General features: G+C 69.8%; 19 protein-coding genes and 1 tRNA gene. 7 read left to right on the top strand and 13 right to left on the bottom strand.

Features of this window, described 5'->3' with window-relative positions; all coding sequences use genetic code 11:
- The first annotated feature begins 94 nt into the window (after window positions 1–94).
- Both ACLU3S_RS04965 and ACLU3S_RS04960 read left to right on the top strand, forming a co-directional pair.
- Window positions 95–448 (top strand): DUF317 domain-containing protein, encoded by a 354-nt coding sequence (locus tag ACLU3S_RS04965; protein WP_215188018.1) that lies wholly within the window; start codon window positions 95–97, stop codon window positions 446–448.
- A gap of 169 nt (window positions 449–617) precedes the next feature.
- Window positions 618–1,439: a DUF317 domain-containing protein gene (locus ACLU3S_RS04960; RefSeq protein WP_413950483.1), complete on the top strand. Its 822-nt coding sequence runs from the start codon at window positions 618–620 to the stop codon at window positions 1,437–1,439.
- 255 nt (window positions 1,440–1,694) lie between these two features.
- Here ACLU3S_RS04960 and ACLU3S_RS04955 read toward each other — a convergent pair whose 3' ends face one another.
- From ACLU3S_RS04955 to ACLU3S_RS04930, 6 genes are all read right to left on the bottom strand, one after another.
- Window positions 1,695–2,075 carry a hypothetical protein gene (locus tag ACLU3S_RS04955; RefSeq protein WP_413950482.1) on the bottom strand — a complete coding sequence of 127 codons (381 nt, stop codon included), beginning with the start codon at window positions 2,073–2,075 and terminating at the stop codon, window positions 1,695–1,697.
- Between the two features lie 103 nt (window positions 2,076–2,178).
- On the bottom strand, window positions 2,179–3,918 hold the full coding sequence (locus tag ACLU3S_RS04950; protein WP_413950481.1) for a relaxase/mobilization nuclease domain-containing protein: 1,740 nt from the start codon (window positions 3,916–3,918) through the stop codon (window positions 2,179–2,181).
- Window positions 3,915–4,268, bottom strand: a complete 354-nt coding sequence (locus tag ACLU3S_RS04945) for a plasmid mobilization protein (protein ID WP_413950480.1) — start codon at window positions 4,266–4,268, stop codon at window positions 3,915–3,917. Before ACLU3S_RS04945 ends, ACLU3S_RS04950 begins: the two co-directional genes overlap by 4 nt.
- A 357-nt stretch (window positions 4,269–4,625) precedes the next feature.
- Window positions 4,626–5,798 carry a hypothetical protein gene (locus ACLU3S_RS04940; RefSeq protein ID WP_413950526.1) on the bottom strand — a complete coding sequence of 391 codons (1,173 nt, stop codon included), beginning with the start codon at window positions 5,796–5,798 and terminating at the stop codon, window positions 4,626–4,628.
- Between the two features lie 328 nt (window positions 5,799–6,126).
- Window positions 6,127–6,828, bottom strand: a complete 702-nt coding sequence (locus ACLU3S_RS04935; protein ID WP_413950525.1) for an ATP-binding protein — start codon at window positions 6,826–6,828, stop codon at window positions 6,127–6,129.
- Window positions 6,825–7,757: a hypothetical protein gene (locus ACLU3S_RS04930; protein WP_413950479.1), complete on the bottom strand. Its 933-nt coding sequence runs from the start codon at window positions 7,755–7,757 to the stop codon at window positions 6,825–6,827. The genes ACLU3S_RS04935 and ACLU3S_RS04930 overlap by 4 nt, the downstream gene beginning before the upstream one ends.
- Before the next feature lie 510 nt (window positions 7,758–8,267).
- Here ACLU3S_RS04930 and ACLU3S_RS04925 point away from each other — a divergent pair.
- Genes ACLU3S_RS04925 through ACLU3S_RS04915 form a run of 3 tightly spaced genes read left to right on the top strand, consistent with a single transcriptional unit; the run spans window position 8,268 to window position 10,520 of the window.
- Window positions 8,268–8,525: a helix-turn-helix domain-containing protein gene (locus ACLU3S_RS04925; RefSeq protein WP_387753212.1), complete on the top strand. Its 258-nt coding sequence runs from the start codon at window positions 8,268–8,270 to the stop codon at window positions 8,523–8,525.
- 45 nt (window positions 8,526–8,570) lie between these two features.
- Window positions 8,571–8,951 (top strand): helix-turn-helix domain-containing protein, encoded by a 381-nt coding sequence (locus tag ACLU3S_RS04920; RefSeq protein ID WP_361986679.1) that lies wholly within the window; start codon window positions 8,571–8,573, stop codon window positions 8,949–8,951.
- A gap of 51 nt (window positions 8,952–9,002) precedes the next feature.
- Window positions 9,003–10,520 carry a LacI family DNA-binding transcriptional regulator gene (locus ACLU3S_RS04915; protein WP_413950478.1) on the top strand — a complete coding sequence of 506 codons (1,518 nt, stop codon included), beginning with the start codon at window positions 9,003–9,005 and terminating at the stop codon, window positions 10,518–10,520.
- 224 nt (window positions 10,521–10,744) lie between these two features.
- On the opposite strand, the gene ACLU3S_RS04910 is transcribed toward ACLU3S_RS04915, so the two are convergent.
- A complete protein-coding gene (locus ACLU3S_RS04910; protein WP_413950477.1) occupies window positions 10,745–11,638 on the bottom strand; it encodes a phosphorothioated DNA-binding restriction endonuclease in 894 nt (297 codons plus the stop codon).
- Between the two features lie 31 nt (window positions 11,639–11,669).
- Window positions 11,670–13,298 (bottom strand): DUF4041 domain-containing protein, encoded by a 1,629-nt coding sequence (locus ACLU3S_RS04905; RefSeq protein WP_413950476.1) that lies wholly within the window; start codon window positions 13,296–13,298, stop codon window positions 11,670–11,672.
- Between the two features lie 281 nt (window positions 13,299–13,579).
- Here ACLU3S_RS04905 and ACLU3S_RS04900 point away from each other — a divergent pair, with 281 nt between their 5' ends.
- Window positions 13,580–14,422 (top strand): PE-PGRS family protein, encoded by an 843-nt coding sequence (locus ACLU3S_RS04900; protein WP_413950475.1) that lies wholly within the window; start codon window positions 13,580–13,582, stop codon window positions 14,420–14,422.
- Here ACLU3S_RS04900 and ACLU3S_RS04895 read toward each other — a convergent pair.
- The 4 genes from ACLU3S_RS04895 to ACLU3S_RS04880 all read right to left on the bottom strand — a co-directional run bounded on the left by ACLU3S_RS04895 (window position 14,352) and on the right by ACLU3S_RS04880 (window position 18,132).
- On the bottom strand, window positions 14,352–15,614 hold the full coding sequence (locus tag ACLU3S_RS04895) for a hypothetical protein (protein ID WP_413950474.1): 1,263 nt from the start codon (window positions 15,612–15,614) through the stop codon (window positions 14,352–14,354). The genes ACLU3S_RS04900 and ACLU3S_RS04895 overlap by 71 nt on opposite strands.
- A gap of 608 nt (window positions 15,615–16,222) precedes the next feature.
- A tRNA-Pro gene (locus ACLU3S_RS04890) sits at window positions 16,223–16,296 on the bottom strand.
- Between the two features lie 66 nt (window positions 16,297–16,362).
- On the bottom strand, window positions 16,363–17,121 hold the full coding sequence (locus ACLU3S_RS04885) for a Pr6Pr family membrane protein (RefSeq protein ID WP_413950473.1): 759 nt from the start codon (window positions 17,119–17,121) through the stop codon (window positions 16,363–16,365).
- Between the two features lie 84 nt (window positions 17,122–17,205).
- Window positions 17,206–18,132: a metallophosphoesterase gene (locus ACLU3S_RS04880; RefSeq protein ID WP_413950472.1), complete on the bottom strand. Its 927-nt coding sequence runs from the start codon at window positions 18,130–18,132 to the stop codon at window positions 17,206–17,208.
- A 94-nt stretch (window positions 18,133–18,226) separates the two neighbouring features.
- Between ACLU3S_RS04880 and ACLU3S_RS04875 the strand changes: the two genes are divergently transcribed.
- Window positions 18,227–18,694: a GatB/YqeY domain-containing protein gene (locus ACLU3S_RS04875; protein WP_413950471.1), complete on the top strand. Its 468-nt coding sequence runs from the start codon at window positions 18,227–18,229 to the stop codon at window positions 18,692–18,694.
- 223 nt (window positions 18,695–18,917) lie between these two features.
- On the opposite strand, the gene ACLU3S_RS04870 is transcribed toward ACLU3S_RS04875, so the two are convergent.
- Entirely contained in the window at window positions 18,918–21,248 is a 2,331-nt protein-coding gene (locus ACLU3S_RS04870) for a transglycosylase domain-containing protein (protein ID WP_413950470.1), read from the bottom strand.
- Window positions 21,249–21,575: the final 327 nt, after the last annotated feature.

Below are 21,575 nucleotides of genomic sequence, written 5' to 3'. Positions count from 1 at the left end.
CAGCGAAGATCCACGAATGACTGGCCAACGCGGCAGCGGCATGTGAACCTGGACGACCTTCTCGCGAAGTACCAGGTCAGAGAGGTGATTGTCTGTGACTGCGGCGCCCCAGGGGCCCGGATTCTCCACCAGCGTCGAGGCCCTGCGGCTGCGTGAGTGGCTGCTCGGCCCGGGCCAGGCCACGCTCGTGATGGATCAGTTCTCCGCCGACGACTTCCACCTGGTCGTCGACGACCGCGCGGACGTACACGTCAACTCGAAGGATGGATCCTTCTATCTCGGATGGTTTCCGTCCGGCCGCCCTGGTACCGACGGCGAGGGGTGGAAGATCGCCGTCACCGGTACGGCCACGGTGCGCGGCTACCAGATGTCCTTCGACACCGAGACGCCGGCCGATGTCGTCGCTGCCGCAGTCGCGTGCGTGCTGGAGACCTCCCAGCGCGTGTGACACCCAGCGGCTCGACGAGTCGGCGCCCCTGGGGGAACGTGACGCCTGCCTGGTGAGGGCGAGACGGGGTAGCCCGGCATCTGCCACCCGAGGCCGCCGCAAGGTCAGCCCAGCACATCCATCCAGTTCTACGCAACGCTGGCGGCATCAGCCCCCCAGCCCCAGCCCCTTGGAGGCGTACCTGCATCCCGATGTCCCGATCGATCCACCCTCTCCGGCCAGCCTCCCGTCCGCGTACTGGGTCGGTCCACGGCACCTGGCCGGTGACGACGGGCGCCTGTACGACGCTGTCGCCGATACGCTCGCCGGCCTGGGCTGGACGAGCCTGACGATCGTCCGCGGGCGCCAGCAGCCGGACGAGGCGCTGGAGGACCGACAGGTCCTGCGCAGCACCATCCTGCACATCAGTCCCGACTCCCTGCGGTGGGCGCAGTGGGTCTTGCCGGACGAGCCGTTCCACCTGGGGAACCTGCCGATCGCCTGGCAGGTGTCCGCTCGTTCGGACCCGAGCAGCCCGCTCGCCCAGTGGTCGGCCTACTTCACCCCCGATGTGCCGGGAGAGGTCCTCGGCACCTTCCTCGACGCGCTCGACGCCCGTGATCAGCCGGCCCTGCCGCTTGGTGGCCCCGAGCTGGTCCTCGACGCGGTTACGGCGCACGGGTGGCTGCGTGACGTCGACCAGCCCGGCTCGGGCGCGGTGGATCCGACGTTCGCCTCCCACATCCGCCTCGGCGAGGTGCCGCCCCTCATCCAGGACGCCGACCCACTCGCGCTGGTGGCTGAGGCGGACGAGGCGGCCCTGGCCGGGTGGCAGGCTTGGGCGGAGCCGGTGCTTCGAGCGGGCTACCTGTGGGCGGCGTCCTTCGGCCCCAGCGTGCCGCACGACCTCGTCGCCGCCTTCGCCGATTCCCTCAGTTCCAGCGCGCCGGTGCTGCGTCGGGTGGTGCCGGAGAGCACCCATGACCGGCTCCTGCGCGCTCCAGCCGGCTGAGGGCCATCCAACACATAGAAGCCGGGCCACCCCTCGGGGAGGCCCGGCTTCATGCTGCTGTGCCCTGGTCGGCGCCCTCGTGCCTCACGGTCTGAGGTTGTTGAGAGTGGTCCGCCTCCACGCCCAGTGCTTCGTTCGGCGTGACGAGTCCTACCGGCTATCGCATGGGACGCACGCGCCTCTGTGTCAGATGCCGGATCGGTCTTTGGAACCGGTCACCAGCGCGTTGGGTACGTATCGGCGCGGGGGCCAGGGTCAGAAGGCGTAGGGGGTGAAGGGGCGGATTGGGTCGACGATGAGCCCGAGGAGGCGATCGAGCTCGGCTCGCTCGTCCTCATTCATGAGCTCGACGGCGTTGCCGAGCCTCTTCACGTCGAGTCGCTCCCAGAACGGGGCCAGGAACTGGTCGAGGGCATCCGGAGCTTCGTCCATCGTGCGCCGGTAGTCCTCGTATCGCTTGTGCTGCGTCCTGATCTCGTCGAACTCGGCGCGAGTGGCCCTGCGGAGGAGGCTCAGCTCGTCCTTGCTGAACGGGCGTCCGTCGAGGTGGTACCACTTGCCGCTCTCACGCTGGCGCTCGACGTCCGTGTCGCAGAGCAGGACGACTATTTCCGGTCGCGCTTGGGTCTTGGGCATACGGGTGCTCCTCATGGGAGTGGGTGGGTGGAGGCATCAATGGTCCGGAGGATCGCCGTTTTGCCCAACCGGCGATCGTCGGCTATGTTGCGCCGCTTTCCGGTCAGCGGCGGCGGCTGGAATGCTTCACAGTGCCCTGCGTCAGCGGCGTGCTGGGCGCCGAAGTCGCCTGGTGCCGACTGTCTCGGGCGGGCGTCGCGTGGGAGCTTTCGGGTAGGGCGGGCAGGTGGGCGCTGCGTCGCAGGCGCCAGACAAGGACGTCGCTGATGGAGGTGGCGGTGTCGACCTCGCGCCGCCGGGCAGCGTCAGCCAGCAGAGCTGCCGGGTCGTGGCCGGCCTTCCGGGCGTCGTCGAGGGTGGTGGCCAGGGCAGGCCAGCCGGCCTCGGCCTGGATCCGTTCGGCAAGCTCTGGTAGCACGTGGCGAACAAGGTCGGCCTGCCGCTGCCGGACGCGCGGGGCCAGGCGCTGGCCTCGCTGGCCCAGTGCGGCCATGGGCTCACCGGCGGCGGCCTGATAGGCGGCGCGCAGATGCTCGGCGGCTTGTCGGGCGGCTGCGGCCTGCTGGCCGTGGTGCTTCTTGGCGTGCCAGTTCGCCGCGGCGATGGCGAGGAAGAAGGCCATGTCGATGAGCATCGCGGTGGTGGCGCCGTCTTCCCCTCGGCCCAGGGCGGGCCCGCTGTGGACGAGATCGCGAGCGGCCTGCCGCAGGGCCCGGTCATGCCCACGTGCGGCCCCCACGTGGGAGCGGCTCGCCCGCTCGAACACGAACGCCGCCTCGCGCAGCTCAGCGCGGGTGTGGGCGGCGGAGGTCTTGGCCAGCGCGTCGAGGATCTCCCCCGCCGCGGTTATCTGGGCCGCTGCCGCGCCGTCGTCACCGGCATCGATGATCAGCAGGGCCTGCCAGGTAGCGGCGGTGGCCCGGCGCCGCGCGAACGCGGGACCTGTCATGTCCGGCAGGGCCCGCTGCTCCGGCCGTGAGCCGTCTGGCGAAGCGGCGGCCTGCGCAGGCAGGGCCCAGCGTTCGCGGATACGGGGCAGGGACAGATCGGGTGCGAGCGTGGAGCCCGCGTAGAACACCGGCTCCTTCTCGCCGTTGCGGTCATCGGGCAGCGCGACCTTGTAGCCGAGCAGATCACCGGAGGGCGCGACGCGTTTGCGGATCAGCAGACCGGCGGCGGCCAGGCGGTCGAAGAACTCATCGGTGGAGGCCGTGCCGGCAACGGCGCGGCGCACGGTCTCCCGCAGCTCCTCCCGCGCGGTGCGCTCGCGGCCTTCCCGTTGGGCTTTGTGGCGTTCGGCGCTGGTGGGCCGCTGGGCGGCGGTACCGTCGCCGGCGTGGAGGCGGCGCAGCCCGTAGTCGGTCTCGATCTTGCGGGCTTCGGCCTGGGAGCGTCTGCCGTCCTGGCGCAGGCGGGCCTGGCGGCCGTCCTCGCGGACGATGGTGGCGATGATGTGGATGTGGTCGTCGGCGTGCCGGACGGCCGCCCAGCGGCACGCGGCGTCGTCGCAGTCAGGGGCGATACCGGTGGCGGCGACCATCCTGCGGGCTATCTCGCCCCACTGCTCGTCCGACAGGACCGGATCTTCGGGGGCGGCGCGTACCGACAGGTGCCACACGTGCTCGGCCGGCCGCCGGCTCTCGGGCAGGGCCATGACCGGCTGGTCGAGCAGCCGCTGGAGATCGCCGTACGTGGCGCCGGGGTCTCGGCCGGGATCGGGGGCAAGGCCGTCCCAGGCGGCCACCAGGTGCGGGTCGACGTGCTCCTCATGCGTGCCGGGCCCGTACAGGTAGTGGAGCAGGCCGATGGTGCGCGTGCCCCTGGCGTGGACGCGCGGGATCACGCAGCCGTCCTGTGGTCCAGGTGCTGCTGGGTGAAGGCGTCGACACGCTTGGCAGCGCGCTGGACGGCGGCGAGGACCGCCTCGGCCTGCGGGGCGTCGACTCCGGAGTTCAGCGCTTTGGCCACCTGGTTGAGGTTGTTGCCGATCTGCCCGAGGTGCCGCCGCAGCGCGAACAGCTCCTGCAGCATCTCTTTCTCGCCCGCGATGTCCGCAGCGGTGCGCTCCAGGTCGCGGGCAGCGTTGAGAGCCGAGCGGGCAAGGAACCCGGCCACGCTCATGTGGCACACGGCGGCTGCCCGGAGGAGGAGTTGGTACTCGTCGTCGTTCATGCGGCAGCTGGGCTGGTGCACACGCTTCTTCTCGTCACGCAGACGTTCACGCTGCTGCACACGGGGCTTCGACGGGGCAGCGTGAGCGCAGTCGGTGCTGTGGCACGTGCGCGGTTCCTCCCTCTCAGGATGCGATCCGCCCTCGGTCGCATCCTGACGGGTCGGCGCCCCCCGGTGCCGATCCGCTCCTGCCACTCCCGGGGCGGGAGAGGCAGGAGCATTGCTCCCGACGGGAGCAATGCTCCTGCACCAACTTGCTCCCGATGGGGCAGGAGTGATCAGCAGGGATTCCTCGTGGAGCATGGGGTCTTCGTGGTGCGGGGCGTGCATGGGGCCCTTCGGGTCAGGGTCTGGTCGGAAGTGCTGGTGCTGCCGGGATCAGCGGAGTGGATCGCCGGCTGCTGCCTTGAGCTGGGCCTTGAACTCGCGGACGACTCGTCCGACGCCGTCGCTGGAGACGGTGTAGCCGGCGGCGCGCAGGGCGTCCTCGACCCGGTCGCGGCCGACGCTGCCGGTCTCCTCATGGATGCGGCGAGCGTGCTTGAGGATGACCTCGTCGGAGGCACGGGCTTTGCCGGCGTCGCGCTTCTTCCGGGCAGCCCCCTTCCGTTCGCGCTTGCCCGACACGCTGCCCGGGCTGTTGCCCGTCGGCGCCGGGCTGTCTTCGGCTTCTGCCCGTGCGGACAGCCCGGGCACCGGGCGGGCAGTCTCCGGGCGGGCAGCCGGAGGCACCTCGTCGTCACCCGCGTCCGATGGGTGTGGGCGGGCAGCTTCCTCTGCCCGCGGCAGTGGTGCCGGGCGGCTGTAGCGCGGGCGGCTGTGTCCGGATTCCCGGAGAGGGTTGGAGGCCGGAATCTGCCAGCGCGGCGGCAGCGTGATGGAGGCCAGGTCGAGGGCCTGCTTACGGGTGGCGAGCTTGCGCAGCAGCAGCTCGTCCTGGAGCGGGTCGCCGTCGACGCCGGCCCGCTCCAGGGCCTCGTGCAGGTGTTCCGTCAGGCGTCGTTGCCGTCGCTTGCCGCGCTGGCGGTCGGTCATCGACTCGGCGCGCAGAATCAGGGCGACGGCTTCGCTCAGCGCGCGGTCGCGGATGAGGCGGGCGGCATCGGCGTCCTGGTCGGCGATGCCGAGCCGGGCGAGCAGGCGTTCGCGTGCCTGGCGGATGAGGACGGCGGCCAGGCCGCGTGAGGCGGCGTCGGGGGTGCGGTGGCGCAGCTCGATGCCCATGGCCAGGTGCCACAGCATCGCGGCCATGACCGGGCCGACGAAGGCTCGCACGGTGCCGCCGACCAGCCCGGACTCGGCGTAGGCGGGCAGGATCTGCACGGTGGTGATGACCCAGGTGAGGGTGCCGGGCAGGCCGGGTGCTTGCTTCGGGCCGTTGAGGTTCTGCCGCGCCATCAGGGCGGTGGCGAACAGGGCCAGCTCGGCGGCGGCGAACATCGCGACGCGCTCGGCGGTGCCGCCCATATCGAGGTAGTCGGCGGCGAACCGCCAGCTGGTGTCCGCGCTGTAGGCGGTGCAGCCGAGCGCGGCCATGGCCGCGACGGGCACCGCGACGGTCCCGCGCCAGCGTTTGCTGCCGGGCGGCCGGCGGCGCTGCTGGCGAATCAGCCATCCGGCGAGCAGGCCCAGCAGCACGAGAGAGACGAGGAGCGCCAGGGTTGTCACCGGGGAGGTGACCCAGTCCGGGCGGAGCGGCGTGCCGCTGTTCCGGGTGGCCAGGGAAACGAGGGTCAGAGAAGGCAGGAGGGTCTCCAAGGTGTAGAGGAACCGGGGAGGGCCGGACGATCACGGCGGAGCGTTGAGCGGTCCTGTCGCGCGGGCCGGCGCAGGCCAGGCGTGAGCGCGCGCGGCGCGGCGAGGCAGGTGGGGAGGCCGGTCAGGCTGAGGGCGCGGTGCGGCGTCGTCGGTCGGGGCCTTTGAGGATGACGCGCTCGGTCATCTCGGCGAGGCGGGAGGCGACGCGGTCACCGAGGGCGACGCGTAGCTGCTCCGTCGGGAGGTTGGTGGTGATGAGGGTGGGGAGCATGTGCTCGTACCGGTGATTGATGAGCCGGTAGGTGAGCTCCTCGGTCCACTCGCTGGTCTTGGCCGCACCGAGGTCGTCCAGGAACAGCAGCGGGCAGCGCGCCAGAGTCTGCAGTTCACGTTCGACGTCATGGCCGGCGCGGGGACGCAGGCGAGCGTGGAAGTCGGCGGTGGTGGTCGCCTCCCAGCGCAGGCGGACGCCACGGGCGAGCAGGGTGCGGATGGCGCCGTACGCCTGGTACGTCTTGCCCGTGCCCGTGGGGCCGGCGATCAGCAGCGACGGGCCTTCGGCGATGCCCGGCCCCCCGGGGCCGGGGCGTCCGGCGCGGGCGATCTCGTCGGCCCAGGCGGTGACCTTCGGGTGGTCGGCCAGGGCTCGGCGGTATCGGGCGGGGATCCTGGCGTCGGCGAGTTCCAGCGCGGTGACGGGCTCGGCGTGCCCTTCCTCGACGGCCGCGCTGGCGAGGTCGATGCCGCGACTGGCAAGGATGCCGTTGAGCCGGTCGGCGAGCGGGCCGACCCGGTGGGGCTCGCGGGTGAGGGTGGCGGTCAGAGGTCACCTCCGTAGGCGGCTTCGACATCGGCGGGGTTTGTCCACGCCCTGTGGACAACCGGCGCGGCGGGGGCCGCGTTCATGGCTTCGTGCACGAGGCTCGGCAACGTGCTGGGGTGCAGGCCCTTGGCGCGGTGCAGTCCGAGTCCGGCCCGGATGTGATCGGGGGCTATGCCCTCGTCGAGCAGCTTGCGCACCTGCTGGCCGAGATGGCCCAGGACGTCCTTGGGTGGCCGGTGTGAGCAAGCGGCGGCGTACTCGGCGATGAGCTGGTTGGCCGAGACGGTGCGAGGTGCGGGGGCGCTCGCGCCCCCCGAAGGGGTATCTCCTAGATCCATGATCCTAGGTCCTAGATCCGGACCGTGAGACGTCACCGCTCCCTCGCCGAGCCCTCCCTGCTTCCTCACGGAGGACTCCGTGAAATCGTCCTGACCTGCAGGTTCGCCATTCAGGGCGGGATTCACCGCAGGGTTGCGTACTTGCCCGGAGCCCTCACGGAGGGCTCCGGGAGACAGCGGTGCGGGCTCCGTGATGCCAGCCCCCGCAGTCGGCGTGCCGACACCGGACGCGGTGCGAGCCGGCGCGTCGTGGCGCGGGCAGGCTGGCAGGCGGCTCGCGCTGGGGCGGTTGATCTTCTGATGCTGCCGCCAGGTGACGATGTGCAGGTAGCGCTTGTCATCCGGGCCCTTGTAGCGGCATATCAGCCCGGCGTCGGCGAGCTGGGCGAGGTCCTGCTCGACGGCGGAGGGCGTGTGTTCCGGGCGCAGGACCCACAGTTGCCCGGCGATGATCGCGGCGTGGTCACGGTGGCGGCCCTGGTCGTCAGCCTGGGTGAGCAGGCCGAAGAAGGTGCGCTCGGCGGTCAGGGAGACGGCGGCCAGGGACTCGGAGACGAAGGCTTCGGGCTTGATGGTGCGGATTCGTGCCAAGAGGGGCGGTCCTCACTCGGTGGCCGGTGGGCTGGGGGCCCACGGTTCACCGTCGGTCGGGGGCGGGACGGGCGTGAAGGGCGGGGAATGTCCGGCCGTTGACGCGGGAGCGTTGATGGCCGCTCGCGCTTTCCGGGGCGTCGTCAACATAGCCACACCCACGGCGCGCAAGTCCAGCCCTATCCGGCGCAATCTCTCACGGCAGAAATGCCGCTGGAAATCGAATCGGCGAGGGCGGTGCGAAAACGGTAGGGCACGATCGGCGGTTGACCAAATAGTTGCCCCGCATCCCGAGCCAGAAGGATCACATCCGGAAGCCGTTGACACCCCGCGAGCGGCGAAGCTACAACACAACACCCCACGTCAGAGAGGGCCTCTGGTATTGGGACCCGTTCGGGGATCCGCCCTTGCGCAGCACCCCGACCGCCTCGCTCACCGATTGAGCGCGGCGCAACATAGCCGACGATCGCCGGTTAACCAAACCGGCGAATGCACGCTACAACTGGAGCCATGGCAGCACGATCTCTGGAAATAGGGCCCGCAGGAATGCTGGCGGCTCGCACCATCGAAATCCTCCGTACGGAACGCGGCCTTGGGCAGCGCCAACTCGCGGCGCGGTGTACCGCTTTGGGTCGTCCTATGTCCAACACGATGCTGTCCCGCATCGAACTCGCCAAGCGGCGATGCGATATCGACGACCTCGTCGCCATCGCCGAAGCCTTGCAGGTATCGCCCGGCGCCCTCCTCCAGGGCCCGGGCGCCACCTGAGCCGCCCACGCATCCCCCCCGCCCTCGCGACCAGGAGCCGCCCCCTTGCACCGACCCACGCCCGCGCCCGTCCCCCACAGGCCGTCCGACGCCCCTCCACCCCGCCTCTACCGCCCCGAGGAGATCGCCGACACCCTCGGCTGCTCGGCCTGGTGGGTCAAGGACCGAGCGCGACGGCGCCTGATCCCGCACACCCGGGTCGGCCGCGCCTACCGCTTCACCGCCGAGCACCTCGCCGAGATCATCCGCCTCTACGAGGAGCGGCCGGCACAGCCTGCGCAGACAGCCGCCCGGGCGACCGAGCCGCTCTCCGAGCCCGGTACGCAGACCGACTCCGCGCAACGTCGCCGCCCCGCCGTGGTGCCAGCGACTCGCCTGCGGGCCCGCCCGCCGCGTCGACAGCAGCAGTACAGCACTGTCGCGTGACCCGATCGCATCTGCCGTAGCCGAGGACAAGGAAGAGGGGGACAGCGTAACTTGGGTTTCGCGGAGAAGCGTGGAAACTACTGGCGCGGCCGGTACAAGGTCGCGCCCGGCAAGCACAACACGGTCGTCGACGAGAACGGCAAGGCGATCAGGTTCGCCACCAAAGGCGAGGCCCAACGGGCAGCGGCCGAGGCCGAGAACAAGTACCGCCGCGGCGACTGGCGCGACCCGGCCCTCGGCCAGGAGACCTTCGGCGAGTACGCGAACCGCTGGTACGAGGCCCAGGACCTGGCGGCCTCGACCATGCAGAACTACAAGCGCCACATCGAGGAGCACCTGCTCCCCGAGTTCGAGGACAAGGCACTCGCCGGCATCCTGCGCACGGACGTCGACCTGTGGGAGAAGAAGGAGAAGGCCCTCTATGCCGCCTCCAGCGTCAAGACCTGGCGCTCGACGCTCCACCTGATCTTTGAGGACGCGATCGACGAGGGCCTGATCACGTCCAACCCGGCCGCTCGGCGGCGCGGACGCGGCAAACGCGCCGGCCGCTCCCGAGACCGTGGTCCGGAGAAGGTGGTCACCGACGCGCTCGGCATCCTGCTGACCGCCGAGCGCGCCGCCCTGCTCTCCGGCCGTGATGACGAGTTCGTCGCCGTGGTCCTCAAGGGCTACACCGGCATGCGCTGGGGTGAGATCGTCGGCCTGGAGACCGCGTTCGTCCGCCCTGGAGCCGTCCGGGTCGAGTGGCAGCTGTACGAACTCGACACAGGGGAGTTGGTGCGCTGCCCGCCGAAGGACGACAGCTACCGCACCATCGACTCGATGGACTGGCTGTCCGCGCTGGTCGCGAACCACATCGCCCGCACGAAACCCAAGCCGTGCCCCTGTCACGGCAAGACCTACGTCTTCCGAGGACAGGGCGCGGCCCGTACCGGGGGCCACCAGGGCGCGAAGCTCGTCGACGTCGCCCGCCGTGCCGGCGTCTCGACCGGCACGGTGTCCAACGTCCTCAACCACCCCGATCGCGTCACCGAGGCCACGCGAGAGAAGGTCGAGCAGGCCATCGCGGACCTCCGGTTCGTCCGGGGCGGCGTCGTACCGGAGCATGCCGCCCACTGGCGCAGGAACGGTTTCGCAACCTGGTTGTTCACGCCGGCGGTCTCCGGCTGGTACCCGAAGAAGGCACCCCAGGAGCCACGACCGGTGCCCTTGCTCGGCGAGCCGTGGCCCGGTGTCCCAGCGCGGGGGCGAGGTGCCAGCGACCGGGCCGACGCCTGCTGGCTCCCGATAGCCAAGGGACTCACGCCCCACGGCCTTCGCCACACCCACCGGACGATGATGGAGGACCTGGGAACCGAGAAGGTGCTCATGGACGAACGCATGGGCCACATCGACGGCTCGGTCTCGGCACGCTACGCCCACGTCACCCCAGGCATGCGCAAGCGCCTCATGCTGGGGCTGACCGAGCAGTGGGAGGCAGCGCTCGACGCACGTTTGGCGATGAGTCTTCGCTCGCCGGTGAGTGTCCTCGATGTGCTCCTGCGAGCGCGCCGTGAAGCGGTGAAATAGCCGGTGACGGGGGTGCATACGATGCGGTGAGAGCGCCTCGCCCAGAAACGGTCGAGGCCCTCTCCGTACGTGAGTTGCCTCCTGCACCTCGACGGGGGCGGGAAGTAGAGCGTTACCTGAGGCGACGGACCGCCGGATCACCCACGCGCCTTTATAGCGACATGAGGCGCGATCAGGGCTGCTTGGGGTACCCCGCCTCTTGATATCCCGCGCTGAACATCAGGTCAGGCGGCCGTCGGGCGTGGGCTGCCGTGGAAGACCTGGCTGGTGTGCCAGGAGCGGTGGGCTGCCGCAACGGGCGGGATGCCGGGTTGAGGGCCGATAAGCGGACGGCCTGCGAGTGCTGTTACATGCTCGCGGGCCGTCTTGCTACGACCGATGAATCGCTGCGAAACCAGGATGCGGTGGCCGTCACCTATGCCGAGAACGCCCTTGTCGAAGAGTTTGTGGTGCAGCGAGCACAGGCACAGTCCGTTGTCGACGTTGTCCGGGCCGTCGAACGCCCACCAGCGCACGTGCGCGGCTTCCAGCCCGACGGGCGCCGTGCCGATCATGCCGTCGTAGCCGCAGAAGGCGCACTGGTACTCGTACGCGGTCAGCACCATCTCCCGCATCCGGCGGTCTCGCTGCCGCCTCCCGGGTGCTACCAGAGCGTCAGTCTCCGCCAGTTCCAGTTCCAGGCCCACCGCGTCGCAGAGGTCCTGGTGCAGCGACGCTGGGAAGTGCAGATCCAGCAGCACCCTTGCCATGCGGCCCAGCAGCGACGGTTCCCGCCGGAGCGCCACCTGAAGGTCTGGCGCCAGCCGCCCAGTGGCCCGGCTGGCCCGTAGTTCCCGCACCCCGGTGCCCGGGCTGCCGCCACCGTGCTCGGTCCGCACTTCCCACACCCCGTCGCTGACCAGATGATGGAAGGGATAGGCGGGCGTGGTTTTGCGCGGCGGACCGTACTCCGTCAGCAGTTGCTTCAGATCCGACTCCACCGCGCTGTACGGCAACTCGTCCGCGGTATCCGTCTGGAAACGGCCCAGCGCGTACAGCAGCAGCAACGGCTTGTGCGGCGCCCGCACACCATCCCGACTCCACTGCCTCAGCTTCGCGGCGCGCTCCAGCCAATCCATGACCGTGATCGTAGTGATGCTTGGCCGCACATCATGCTGTCCGGGCTGTAACTCCGCCTGCGCCTGCGGCAGGCGCACCGGCTTCACTCATGCGCCTGCCGGCCCGCCATTCCAGTGCCTGGGGTTCCTCGGTGAACTCGATCAGATGCTGTCCGGCGAACCGTTGCAGCGCATCGCGCACCTCCGCCGGGGTGGCGTAGAAGAACTCCTTCCGGCTGTTGACCTGGTTGACCCGCTGTGAGGCGAACTGTCGGTGGAGCTCCGTTTCCAGGCCGACCGCGTCCTTGCTGAAGATCAGCGCGTGCACGTCGAAGCGGAAGGGCACGGCCGCGCCACTCAACTCGTAGATGCGCTCCAGAGGTTCGAGCCGTCTCGTCATGCCGATCTTCACCATACGATCGCCGAAGGCGCCGATGTTTGAGATGACGTACACGTAGCCGGCGCGGATGTTCGCTTTGCGGGACTCGACGTCTTGGAGGGCGTCTTCGATCTCGGCCAGTTTGGCTTGCAGCTCCGCGACACCCGCTTCGTCACCGCGCTCGCGCAGGCGTTCAAGTGCTGCCTGATAGTGGCTGAGTTCCTTGTCCAGTTTCTCGCGCTGCCGGTCGAGTTCCCGCTGGACCGCTGCCTCCTCGCGCTCCCGGGCACGCGCCTCGCGCTGAGCTTCCTTCTCCTCTTCCTTCTTCTGCAGGAAGTCGGCGGTGAGTTCCAACTCCCGCACGCGCGCGTTGTGATATTCGTCGGTGATCCGAATGTGCATGGTGGCGCCCAGCTTGGCGATCGTCTCGCGGCTCTTGTAGAGCCGGTCCACGAGGGAGCTCAGCCGGTGGGGCCGCATGGACCGCACGGCGTAGTCGGCTTCGGCGTTGTAAGCGCGCAGCATGAGCTTGGAGAAGTCGCGGACCATCTTCTGGCCCTCGCGTTTGGAGCCGTTGACCGTCCAGTCCGTGGCCGCCTGGACGGCGCGGCCCGCACGGGCGAGCGTCTTGATCTCGTTCTGCAGCGTGTCGAGTCGGCTGCGGTAGGCGATCGCGTCGTGCAGCGTATGCCGGTAGGCATAGATGCCGGCCTCCTGCAGCATGGCGGTCTCATCGGCGTTGACGATCCGGCCCTGCAGTTCGGCAAGCCGGCGCTCGGCGTCGGAGACGTCCTTGCGGTGTCGGTCGGCCTCCTTGCGGACCCGCTCGGTCTCCTTCGCCGTCCGGCGCGCATCGTCGCGAACCTCCTTCGCCGTCTCACGCGCGTCCTTGAGGATCCCCTCGGCCTCCTCGGAGGCTTCGGCGGACGCCTTCTCACGCAGCGCGGCGGCTTCCGCCTCGACCTGCCGCACAAGATCGGCGACCCGCGCGGCATCCAGCCCCTGAGTCTTTGCGATCCACGCGCGCAGTTCTTCGACCTCGGACACGGCATTCGAACGCCGACGCCCGAACAGCCCTCCCTTTCGAGGCGGCGGCACCGTGGCCGTGGCCGGCACCGCGGAGGCTCCCGTGGCAGGGCCGACGGCGAGGGCGTCGGTGGTGGAGCCGACCTCAGGAACCCACAGTTGCCATCCCACCGGCATCGGGGGCCACGAAGGGTCGGGCCGCCAGTCCGGCGGCGGCATCCATCCCGCGGGCGGCACAGGCCAACCCGGCGGCGGATTGAAACGGTAAGTAGTCATTCCCCACCCCCTCGCCCCTGAGGCTCCCCAGCACACAGGGCGCCGGATAATCCCGGCAAACACAGAGCGACATTTTCTTGGTGATCAGCCTCCCGATCACCAGCATATGCCGCCTCGTGACCACCCTGTGACTATGTGTGAGGCTCTCTCTGGTCGGTGCTGGTGCGAACCATCTCGCGCGTTGCCTTCCTAGGGCGGCGTCAACCTGGTGCCGCGGACGCGTGCCGGTAGTTATGGAAAACGCCCCGTGATGCGGCCAACACACCTGGCTCAATAGACACATGGAGATTGGCGAGCACTGGGCCTACCGTGCGAGGCCCAGGCACTTGGGCGGCCCCGTCAGGCAGGTGGAGATCGTTCGGGTGGGCGGCCGTGGCAGGTCTGACTGGATCCATGTCCGGTTCCTGGAAGGGGATGACGCCGGCCTGCAGGAATGGGTCAGTCCCGGCTGCCTCGTAGCACCGTGGTCAGACGTCGATGCGTTCCGCGCGGACGACGAGGCGGAGCTCAGACTGACCGAGGCGTCGCGCCACGTACGGGGCAGCACGGATTTCGAGGCCGCACGCCTGGTCCTCGGGTTCGTCCGGCCGAAGAACAGGCTGCGCCTCCGCCGAGGGGTGGCGGACGCGGGAGTTCTGGAACTGAGCCGACTCGACGAGACGGCGCCGCTCATCGGCATGGACGCCACCGCGCTCCGCAGTGACCCGATGGTGCACGAGGACCGCGCCGGCATGTGCCTGGTCGGCTGGCCGGTCACCGAACGCGTCGCCCGTCAGGTAGCGGGCCGCCTCGCCGACGAGATCCTCCCGGAGGTGGACCGCAAGCAGCAGGACATCGAGCAGGAGCGCGCACAGCCCTCCTGGTACTCGTACCGTCGTCGGGACGACCGCAAGTTGGACGCGGAGGCGGCCGTCCTGCGGACCGTCCGGGCCTGGTGCGGAGCGGACAAGGCTGACCGCTACGACGAGCTGGTCGCACTGCGCGAAGAGGTCATCCGGCTCGGCCAGCTGGTGGAGAAGGCGGTCAAGGCCCTACGCGACCGTGGGCACGGCGTCATCGCCTCCACCATTGAGCGCGACCTTGGCGTCCATATCGCCAGCCTTGATCCTGACGTGCGTCGATAGAGCCGCGCCACGGCTCCGGGGCCGGCTTCGGCGGCTCGGGCCGTGCCGCAGGCTGCTCCCTCTCCGGCCGGTGCGGGTTCCAGCCGCCGAGAAAGGGCCGTAGCTGATCTCCGGTCGGCTCCGCGTGGAAGTCGAGAACGGCCAGGCCCCTGCCGTTCATGGTGGGGTCCAGCCGGTCGGCCTCCGCCTTCCCCCAAGCCGACCACTCTCGCAGCCTCTCGGCTTCGACGGCGCTGTCCGATGTCGCGGCGGCTTCGTCCAGTGCGCCGCAGAACACGCGGATCTCTCCGGCCACCTTCCACTGCTCCAGGGCTGTGCCGAAGTGGTCCGCCCGTAGGGCGTGAACCGCCTTGATCGAGGCGGCACTGACGGCGGACTCCCACTCCCGCCTCTCGCGCTCCTCCCGCTCCGCCTCCAGACGCTGACGCTCCGCCTCCTGCCGCTCCCGCTCCTCTCGCAGGCGCCGCTGCTCCGCCTCCCGTTCCAGCCGAGCCCGCTCCTGCTCCTCCGCACGAGCCTTGAGCGCCCGGAAGACCGAACCGACCTGCTCCTCCAACGGCTTCTTGGCGGTGTCGGCCCATTCCTTCTTCCAGCCGTAGCTGTGGCCGTAGCCGTAGCCCGAGTGCTGGCTGATCAGCAGTTCAAGCTCGCCGGACGGCTCGAACCTGTGCGCCGGCATCACCCGCTGCCAGTCGTACGTGCGGCGGCCCGGCTGCTTGGGCACGTACCGGACCTGCTTCTGCCGTTCGCGGAAGCTGACCTCGTACGTCCTGCCGTGAACGGTGAGCAGGGGCCTGGGCTGCTTGCGCTTCTTGGACACCGTGATCTCGCCGTGGCGGGCGAGTGCCTGCTCGGCGAGGAGCCGGAGAAGCGAGAGGACTCGCGGCAGGACCTCCTCCGAGATCTCGAAGGCGCTGTGGTCTGCCGTGACTGCGGCGATCACGTCCTCGACATCGCTGATCACCCGGCTGCGCGCCAGCCGGATCCGGTTCCACTCGGTGTCGTCCTCCCCGGACGCCCTGAGCAGGCCGAGGAAGAAGTCTCCCTTCGCCCGGCCGCTGTACTTCAGGTGGTATCCCTCGGGCGCACACTGCCGGGCTGCGTCGAAGGCCCTGCGGTAGCGGGCTCGCTCCTGGTCGCTGGGGTTCGGGATGCGGAGGAACCGCCCAGCCTGCTGTACTTCCGCGATCAAGGCGGCTCCGATTTCCGCCGACGACGCCTGCGGGGGGTTGGCGGCGCGCTGTGGCGCCGGCTTCGTCGTGGACGGAGCTGTGTCTTGCTTCTGCGGAGGAGGGGCCGGCCGTGTCCGTTGCTCGGAACCCGCAGACCGCTGCCTGCGCGGCGTTGGTTCCGGCCGGTCCGGGTGATGGCCGTGTTCCAGGTAGAAGCGCCCCGCGTCAGTGATCTCCGCCTGCCACTTCCCATCCTGCTTGGGCATGGTGATCAGACGCCGCTCCTTGAGCGCGCGGGCGGTGAGGGCGAACTCCGGGCTGTCCGACGTGACGGGGTCGGCTCCGTCCCCGATGCGGGTGAGGAGTGCGAGCTGCCGGTCATTTAACGGAGACCATCGGTGCATGGCGATCGTCGTACCGCCTGTGATCGGCCTCGCACAACCATAGGGATGACCCTTGCCCAGCGTGACGGCAAAGAGCGGGCTGGACGGCGGACGGCCGCTCGCTGGGAGCCGCCGGGAGCCGGTTTCTGGAAGTTGGCTCCCAAACGGCTCCCAAATCGGGGCCACAAAGCAAATCAGGCCCGGTGCTGATCTCTCAGCACCGGGCCTGACCTGGTGTTTCTCTGTCGGGGTGGCGGGATTTGAACCCACGACCTCTTCGTCCCGAACGAAGCGCGCTGCCAAGCTGCGCTACACCCCGATGTCGCTGCTTGTCGCGGCGACGACGTTTACTTTAGCCCACTGGTGGCTGGAGACGAAATCCGGTTTAGAAGCGGCGGCGGGTCGGGCTCGGGCGGAGGTGGTCCATGACCACGAGGAGGACGGCCAGGGCGTAGATCGCGAGGCCGAGGAGGAGCGCGTTGGCCAGGGTGCTGCGGTAGCCGTGGACGGCCACGTCCAGGAAGGGATAGAGGTAGCGGGACGGGCGGGAGGGCGGGAGGAGGATCGGCCGGGTGAGGAAGAAGGCCAGGTAGGCCAAGGGGTAGAGGAGCCAGCCCGCCGCCTGGCGCAGGTGCAGGCGGGCCGCGGGCGTGAGGCACAGCCAGTCCAGCAGGGCCGCCGCCGGGACCACCGTGTGGAGGAGTTGGAGGGCCGCCCACTGGGCGTGCCAGCGCGGGGGAGCCGCCGCGGCCGCGGTCATGGAGAACGGGGGTGTGCTGTGGCCGAGGAGCAGGTGGTAGGCCAGCGCCGAGACCAGGACATAGAGGAGCGTCGCGCCGGTCACCGAGGACGGGAGCGGGAGCCGGGCGCGCCATGCTCGCGACGCCGACAGGAGCATGGTCATCGCCAGCAGGGCGTTCGCCTGGACGCTGAAGTAGCTCAGGGCGTGGGCCGGCGTGCTCAGCAGGGCCTCCAGGGCCACGCCGGCGGCTGCCGTCAGGGCGATCAGGAGGCGGAGCACCGCTGTCCGGGGGCGGTGGGCCGGAGCCACCACCGCCGTGGCCGGTACCGGGGAGGGCAGCAGGACGGGCGAGGCCGGGACCGCGGGCAGGTCCGGGATCTCCCTGGGTATCGGGGCGCTCATGTCCCCCACGCTAGGAGTGGGGGACATAAGGGGCTATGTGGACTCGTCCGGGTGGGTTACCCCGGCCCTTGACGCCCCGCCCGTTTACTCCCGCCCCACCAGCGTCAGCAGCGTCGCCTCGGGCGGGCAGGCGAAGCGGACCGGGGTGTAGCGGTTGGTGCCGCAGCCCGCCGAGACGTGGAGATAGGACGTGCGGCCCTCGGCCGAGTGGGTGGAGAGGCCCTTCACCCGGTCCGCGTCCAGGTCGCAGTTGGTGACCAGGGCGCCGTAGAAGGGGATGCACAGCTGGCCGCCGTGGGTGTGGCCGGCCAGGATCAGGGGGTAGCCGTCGGCCGTGAAGGCGTCGAGGACGCGCAGGTACGGGGCGTGGACGACGCCGAACGAGAAGTCGTACGTCTCGGAGGGGCCGCCGGCCACCCGGGCGTAGCGGTCCCGCTTGATGTGCGGGTCGTCCAGGCCGGTCAGCTCGATCGAGACGCCCTCGACCTTCAGCACGCCCCGGGTGTTGGTCAGGTTGAGCCAGCCCGCCTCGTCGAAACCGTCCCGGAGGTCTTCCCACGGGTTGTGGATGGCGCCCACGACCGGCGGGTTGCCGTTGAGGCCGTGACGGCCGCTCGCCTTCTCCAGCAAGTAGCGGGCGGGGTTGCGCGGTTTGGGGCCGTAGTAGTCGTTGGAGCCGAAGACGTACGCCCCCGGGAACTCCATCAGGGGGCCCAGGGCGTCCAGCACCTCGGGCACGCCCTCCGGGTCCGACAGGTTGTCGCCCGTGTTGATCACGAAGTCGGGGCGCAGCCCCGCCAGCGACTGCAGCCACCGCTGCTTCTTGCGCTGACCGCTGACCATGTGGATGTCGGACACCTGCAGCACGCGCAGCGGGCGCATGCCCGGCGGGAGGACCGGGACCGTCACCCGGCGGAGGCGGAAGAAGCGGGCCTCGAAGCCCGCCGCGTACACCAGACCGGCGGCGCCTGCCGCCATGATTCCCAGGGGAACTCCGTATCGCGCGCGCATACGACCATCGTGTCAGACCCCGGGCGCCCGGCGAGACCTGCGGTCCTTTAAATCAGCGGGCGTTCGGCACGGCACACCTGCGACAATCGACCGCATGACCACCACGCTCAAGTCGAAGCTGCAGGACGACCTCAACGCCGCGATCAAGGGGCGCGACGAGCTCCGCTCCTCGACGCTCCGGCTGACCCTCGCCGCGATCACCAAGGAGGAGGTCGCGGGCAAGCAGAAGCGGGAGCTGTCCGACGACGAGGTCCTCAAGGTGATCACCCGTGAGGCGAAGAAGCGTCGCGAGGCGGCTGAGGCCTTCGCGCAGGGCGGCCGTGCCGAGTCGGCCGAGCGGGAGAAGGCGGAGGGCGAGGTGCTCGCCGAGTACCTGCCGAAGCAGCTGTCCGACGAGGAGCTGAACGCGATCGTCGCCCAGGCCGTCGAGGAGGCCAAGGCGGCGGGCGCCGAGGGGCCGCGTGCCATGGGTGCCGTCATGAAGATCGTGAACCCGAAGGTGGCCGGCCAGGCCGAGGGCGGCCGCGTCGCCGCCGCGGTGAAGAAGCTGCTTCAGGGCTGAGCGGCTCATCGGGATCAAGGGCTGAGCGGCTCATCGGGATCAAGGGCTGAGTGGCCCATCGGGATCAGGGCTGAGCGGCCCGGCCGAGTCGGGTACGCGGCTCAGCACCGGCCGGCCATGAAGCCGGTCCCTCGCTCTCCACGGCGGCGGGGCCGCACCCTTCCACAGGGTGCGGCCCCGCCGCCGTATCACCGGAGCGCCCCGGCGTCACTGCCGAAGGGGCCTAGCGCCGGCCCCCGGGGCCGTTGCCGTTGGTGCCGCCGTTCGTCTGGCCCTGGAAGAAGTTGCCGGGGAGGGAGATCGTCGGAGTCGGGTTGGGGCCGCCGGTGGTGCCGCCGGTCGCGTTACCGGTCGTACCGCCGTTCGGGCCTCCGTTCAGGCCGCCGATCAGGCCTCCGATCAGCTGTCCTGTCGTGTTTCCGCCGTTCCCCCCGTGCCTGCCGTGGCCCCTTCCCCGGCCGTCCCCGGAGTGGTTGTCGTCGGGGATGTCGACGAGGTTGAAGTTCTCCACGGGCTTGCCCTCGAGGGCGCCGGCCATCATGTCCCGCCAGATCGGGCCGGGGACCTCGCCGCCGAACACCTTGTCGTGCGGTTCACCGCCGATGGTGATGTTGATCATCTTGCGCTTGTGCTGCGGGTCGCCGACCCAGACCGCGCCCGCCATGTTCGGGGTGTAGCCGACGAACCAGGCCGCGTAGCGCTCGTCCGTCGTACCGGTCTTGCCCGCGCTCGGGCGGTCGTCGAGGCCGGCCTGCTGACCTGTGCCGTCCTCGACCACGCCCTTCAGAAGCGTGCTCACGGTGTCGGCGGTCTTCTCGGACATCGCGCGCGAGCAGGTCGACTTCGGCACCGGGAGGGACTTCACGTGGCTGCCGGTCCGCTGCGTGACCGACTCGATGGCGACCGGGGTGCAGTACATGCCGCGCGCGGCGAAGGTGGCGTACGCGTTCGCCATCGTCAGCGGGGACATCTCCTGGGTGCCGAGCGCGATCGAGGGCGCCTGGTCGATCTTGCGGCCGTCGGCGCGCGCCACGCCCATCTTCTTCGCCATGTCGATGACGGGGCAGATGCCGATGTCGCTGATCAGCTGCACGTAGTAGGTGTTGACCGACTTGGCGGTCGCTTCCTTCATGCTGTACGGGCCGTGTTCCGACTCGTTCTCGTTCGTCAGCTTGGCGGGCTTCCTGGGGTCGTTGCGCCACACCTTGCCGTTGCACGCCGAGACGGGGCTCGGGTACGGCATCTCGTACGGCGAGGAGTACTCCTGCGTCGCCGGCGTACCCCCCTCGATGGCGGCCGCCGCGACGATCGGCTTGAACGTCGAACCGGGCTGGTAACCGGCCCCGCCGCCCATGTTCTGGTTCACCGAGAGGTTGATCTCGGTCTCGTGGTCCTTGGCGTTCATGCCGTACGGGCGGGACTGGCCCATGGCGAGGATCTTGCCGGTGCCGGGTTCGACGATCGTCGCGGCCGTCGCCACGGCGTCCGACTTGTAGACGTGGTCCTTGACGGACGCCTGCACCGACTGCTGTGCCTGGGGGTCGAGCGTCGTACGGACGGTCAGGCCGCCCTTGTTCCACAGGCGCGCCCGCGCCTCCTTGGTCTTGCCGAAGACCGGGTCGCTGAGGAAGACGTCGCGCACGTAGTCGCAGAAGAAGCCGGCGCCCTGGACCGCTGTGATGCAGCCGTTCTTCGGGCGGCTGGGGTGCAGTTTGAGCGGCTGCCGCCCGGCCTCGTCGGCCTCCTTCTGGGAGATGTCGCCGAGCTCGGCCATGCGCTGGAGCACGACGTTGCGCCGCTTGGTGGCCTCCGCCTCGTCGTTGACCGGGTCGTAGCGGCTCGGGGACTGCACGATGCCGGCGAGGAGCGCGGCCTCGGGCAGGTCGAGGTCCTTGGCGTGCTTGGAGAAGTACCGCTCGGAGGCGGCCTCGACGCCGTAGGCCTGCTCGCCGAAGAAGGTGATGTTCAGGTAGTTCTCGAGGATCTTCTTCTTGCCGAGCTTGTCCTCGAGCTGGATCGCGTACTTCAGCTCGCGGATCTTGCGGCCCAGGGTCTGCTGGGTGGCCTCGGCGACCTTCGTCGGGTCGTCGCCGGCCTCTTCGATGAAGTAGTTCTTCACCAGCTGCTGGGTGAGCGTGGAGGCGCCCTGCGCGACCCCGCCCTCCTGCGCGTTCTTGTTCAGGGCCCGCAGCACGCCCTTCAGGTCGATCGCGCCGTGCTTGTAGAAGCGCGAGTCCTCGATCGCGACGATGGCCTTCTGCATGTACGGCGAGATGTCCTTGAGGTCCACCACCGTGCGGTCGCGGGAGTAGACGCTCGCGATCTGGTGGCCCTGGGCGTCCAGGATCGTCGTGCGCTGGCTCAGCTGGGGACTCTTCAGGTTGGCCGGGATCTCGTCGAAGCTCTTGACCGAGCCCTTGGCCGCGAGGCCCAGCGCGCCGGCCGCGGGCAGCGCGATACCCGCCAGCACGGCTCCGGCGAGCACACTGACACCGAGGAACTTGGCGGCCTGCTGCGTTGGCGACAGACCACGGCCCGAGCGCTTCTTTGGCATGGAGGCAGCCTAATCCGTACTTATGAGCGTTCCGAGGGAGCGGCTCCCCCTCGGGATGTTCCAGCGCCGGATCGTGATGGCAGCGCGACCTGACCTGCCTACGTTTCCATTTCCCGGACACGCGCGCAGGCCTTGGCCTAAGCTGCTCTCAACTGTCACAGCGGTGCGGTCACGTATCAATACGTCCGGCTACCCCGAATCGTTCCGGAAGTACCCCAGCTTTTTGGTGGGGGCGTGTCCGAATCCGCCTCCTGTGTCACCTGGCGCCCGGTGTGGCGCACCACAGCCGTCCCGGTTTGCCGGGCTGGTCGCATATGTCGCAGGCTC

The sequence above is a fragment of the Streptomyces sp. AF1A genome (assembly GCF_047340315.1).
GTDB lineage: Bacteria > Actinomycetota > Actinomycetes > Streptomycetales > Streptomycetaceae > Streptomyces.
The sequence above is the reverse complement of the archived record's forward strand: the minus strand, read 5'-3'. Positions and strand labels throughout refer to the sequence as shown.

Bases quoted from the DNA above. Each gene is read 5' to 3' on its own strand.
- ACLU3S_RS04955 (WP_413950482.1), bottom strand. From the start codon at position 2,075: ATGCCCAAGACCCAAGCGCGACCGGAAATAGTCGTCCTGCTCTGCGAC.
- ACLU3S_RS04925 (WP_387753212.1), top strand. From the start codon at position 8,268: ATGGCAGCACGATCTCTGGAAATAGGGCCCGCAGGAATGCTGGCGGCT.
- ACLU3S_RS04910 (WP_413950477.1), bottom strand. From the start codon at position 11,638: ATGGATTGGCTGGAGCGCGCCGCGAAGCTGAGGCAGTGGAGTCGGGAT.
- ACLU3S_RS04905 (WP_413950476.1), bottom strand. From the start codon at position 13,298: ATGACTACTTACCGTTTCAATCCGCCGCCGGGTTGGCCTGTGCCGCCC.
- ACLU3S_RS04900 (WP_413950475.1), top strand. From the start codon at position 13,580: ATGGAGATTGGCGAGCACTGGGCCTACCGTGCGAGGCCCAGGCACTTG.
- ACLU3S_RS04885 (WP_413950473.1), bottom strand. From the start codon at position 17,121: ATGAGCGCCCCGATACCCAGGGAGATCCCGGACCTGCCCGCGGTCCCG.
- ACLU3S_RS04880 (WP_413950472.1), bottom strand. From the start codon at position 18,132: ATGCGCGCGCGATACGGAGTTCCCCTGGGAATCATGGCGGCAGGCGCC.
- ACLU3S_RS04875 (WP_413950471.1), top strand. From the start codon at position 18,227: ATGACCACCACGCTCAAGTCGAAGCTGCAGGACGACCTCAACGCCGCG.
- ACLU3S_RS04870 (WP_413950470.1), bottom strand. From the start codon at position 21,248: ATGCCAAAGAAGCGCTCGGGCCGTGGTCTGTCGCCAACGCAGCAGGCC.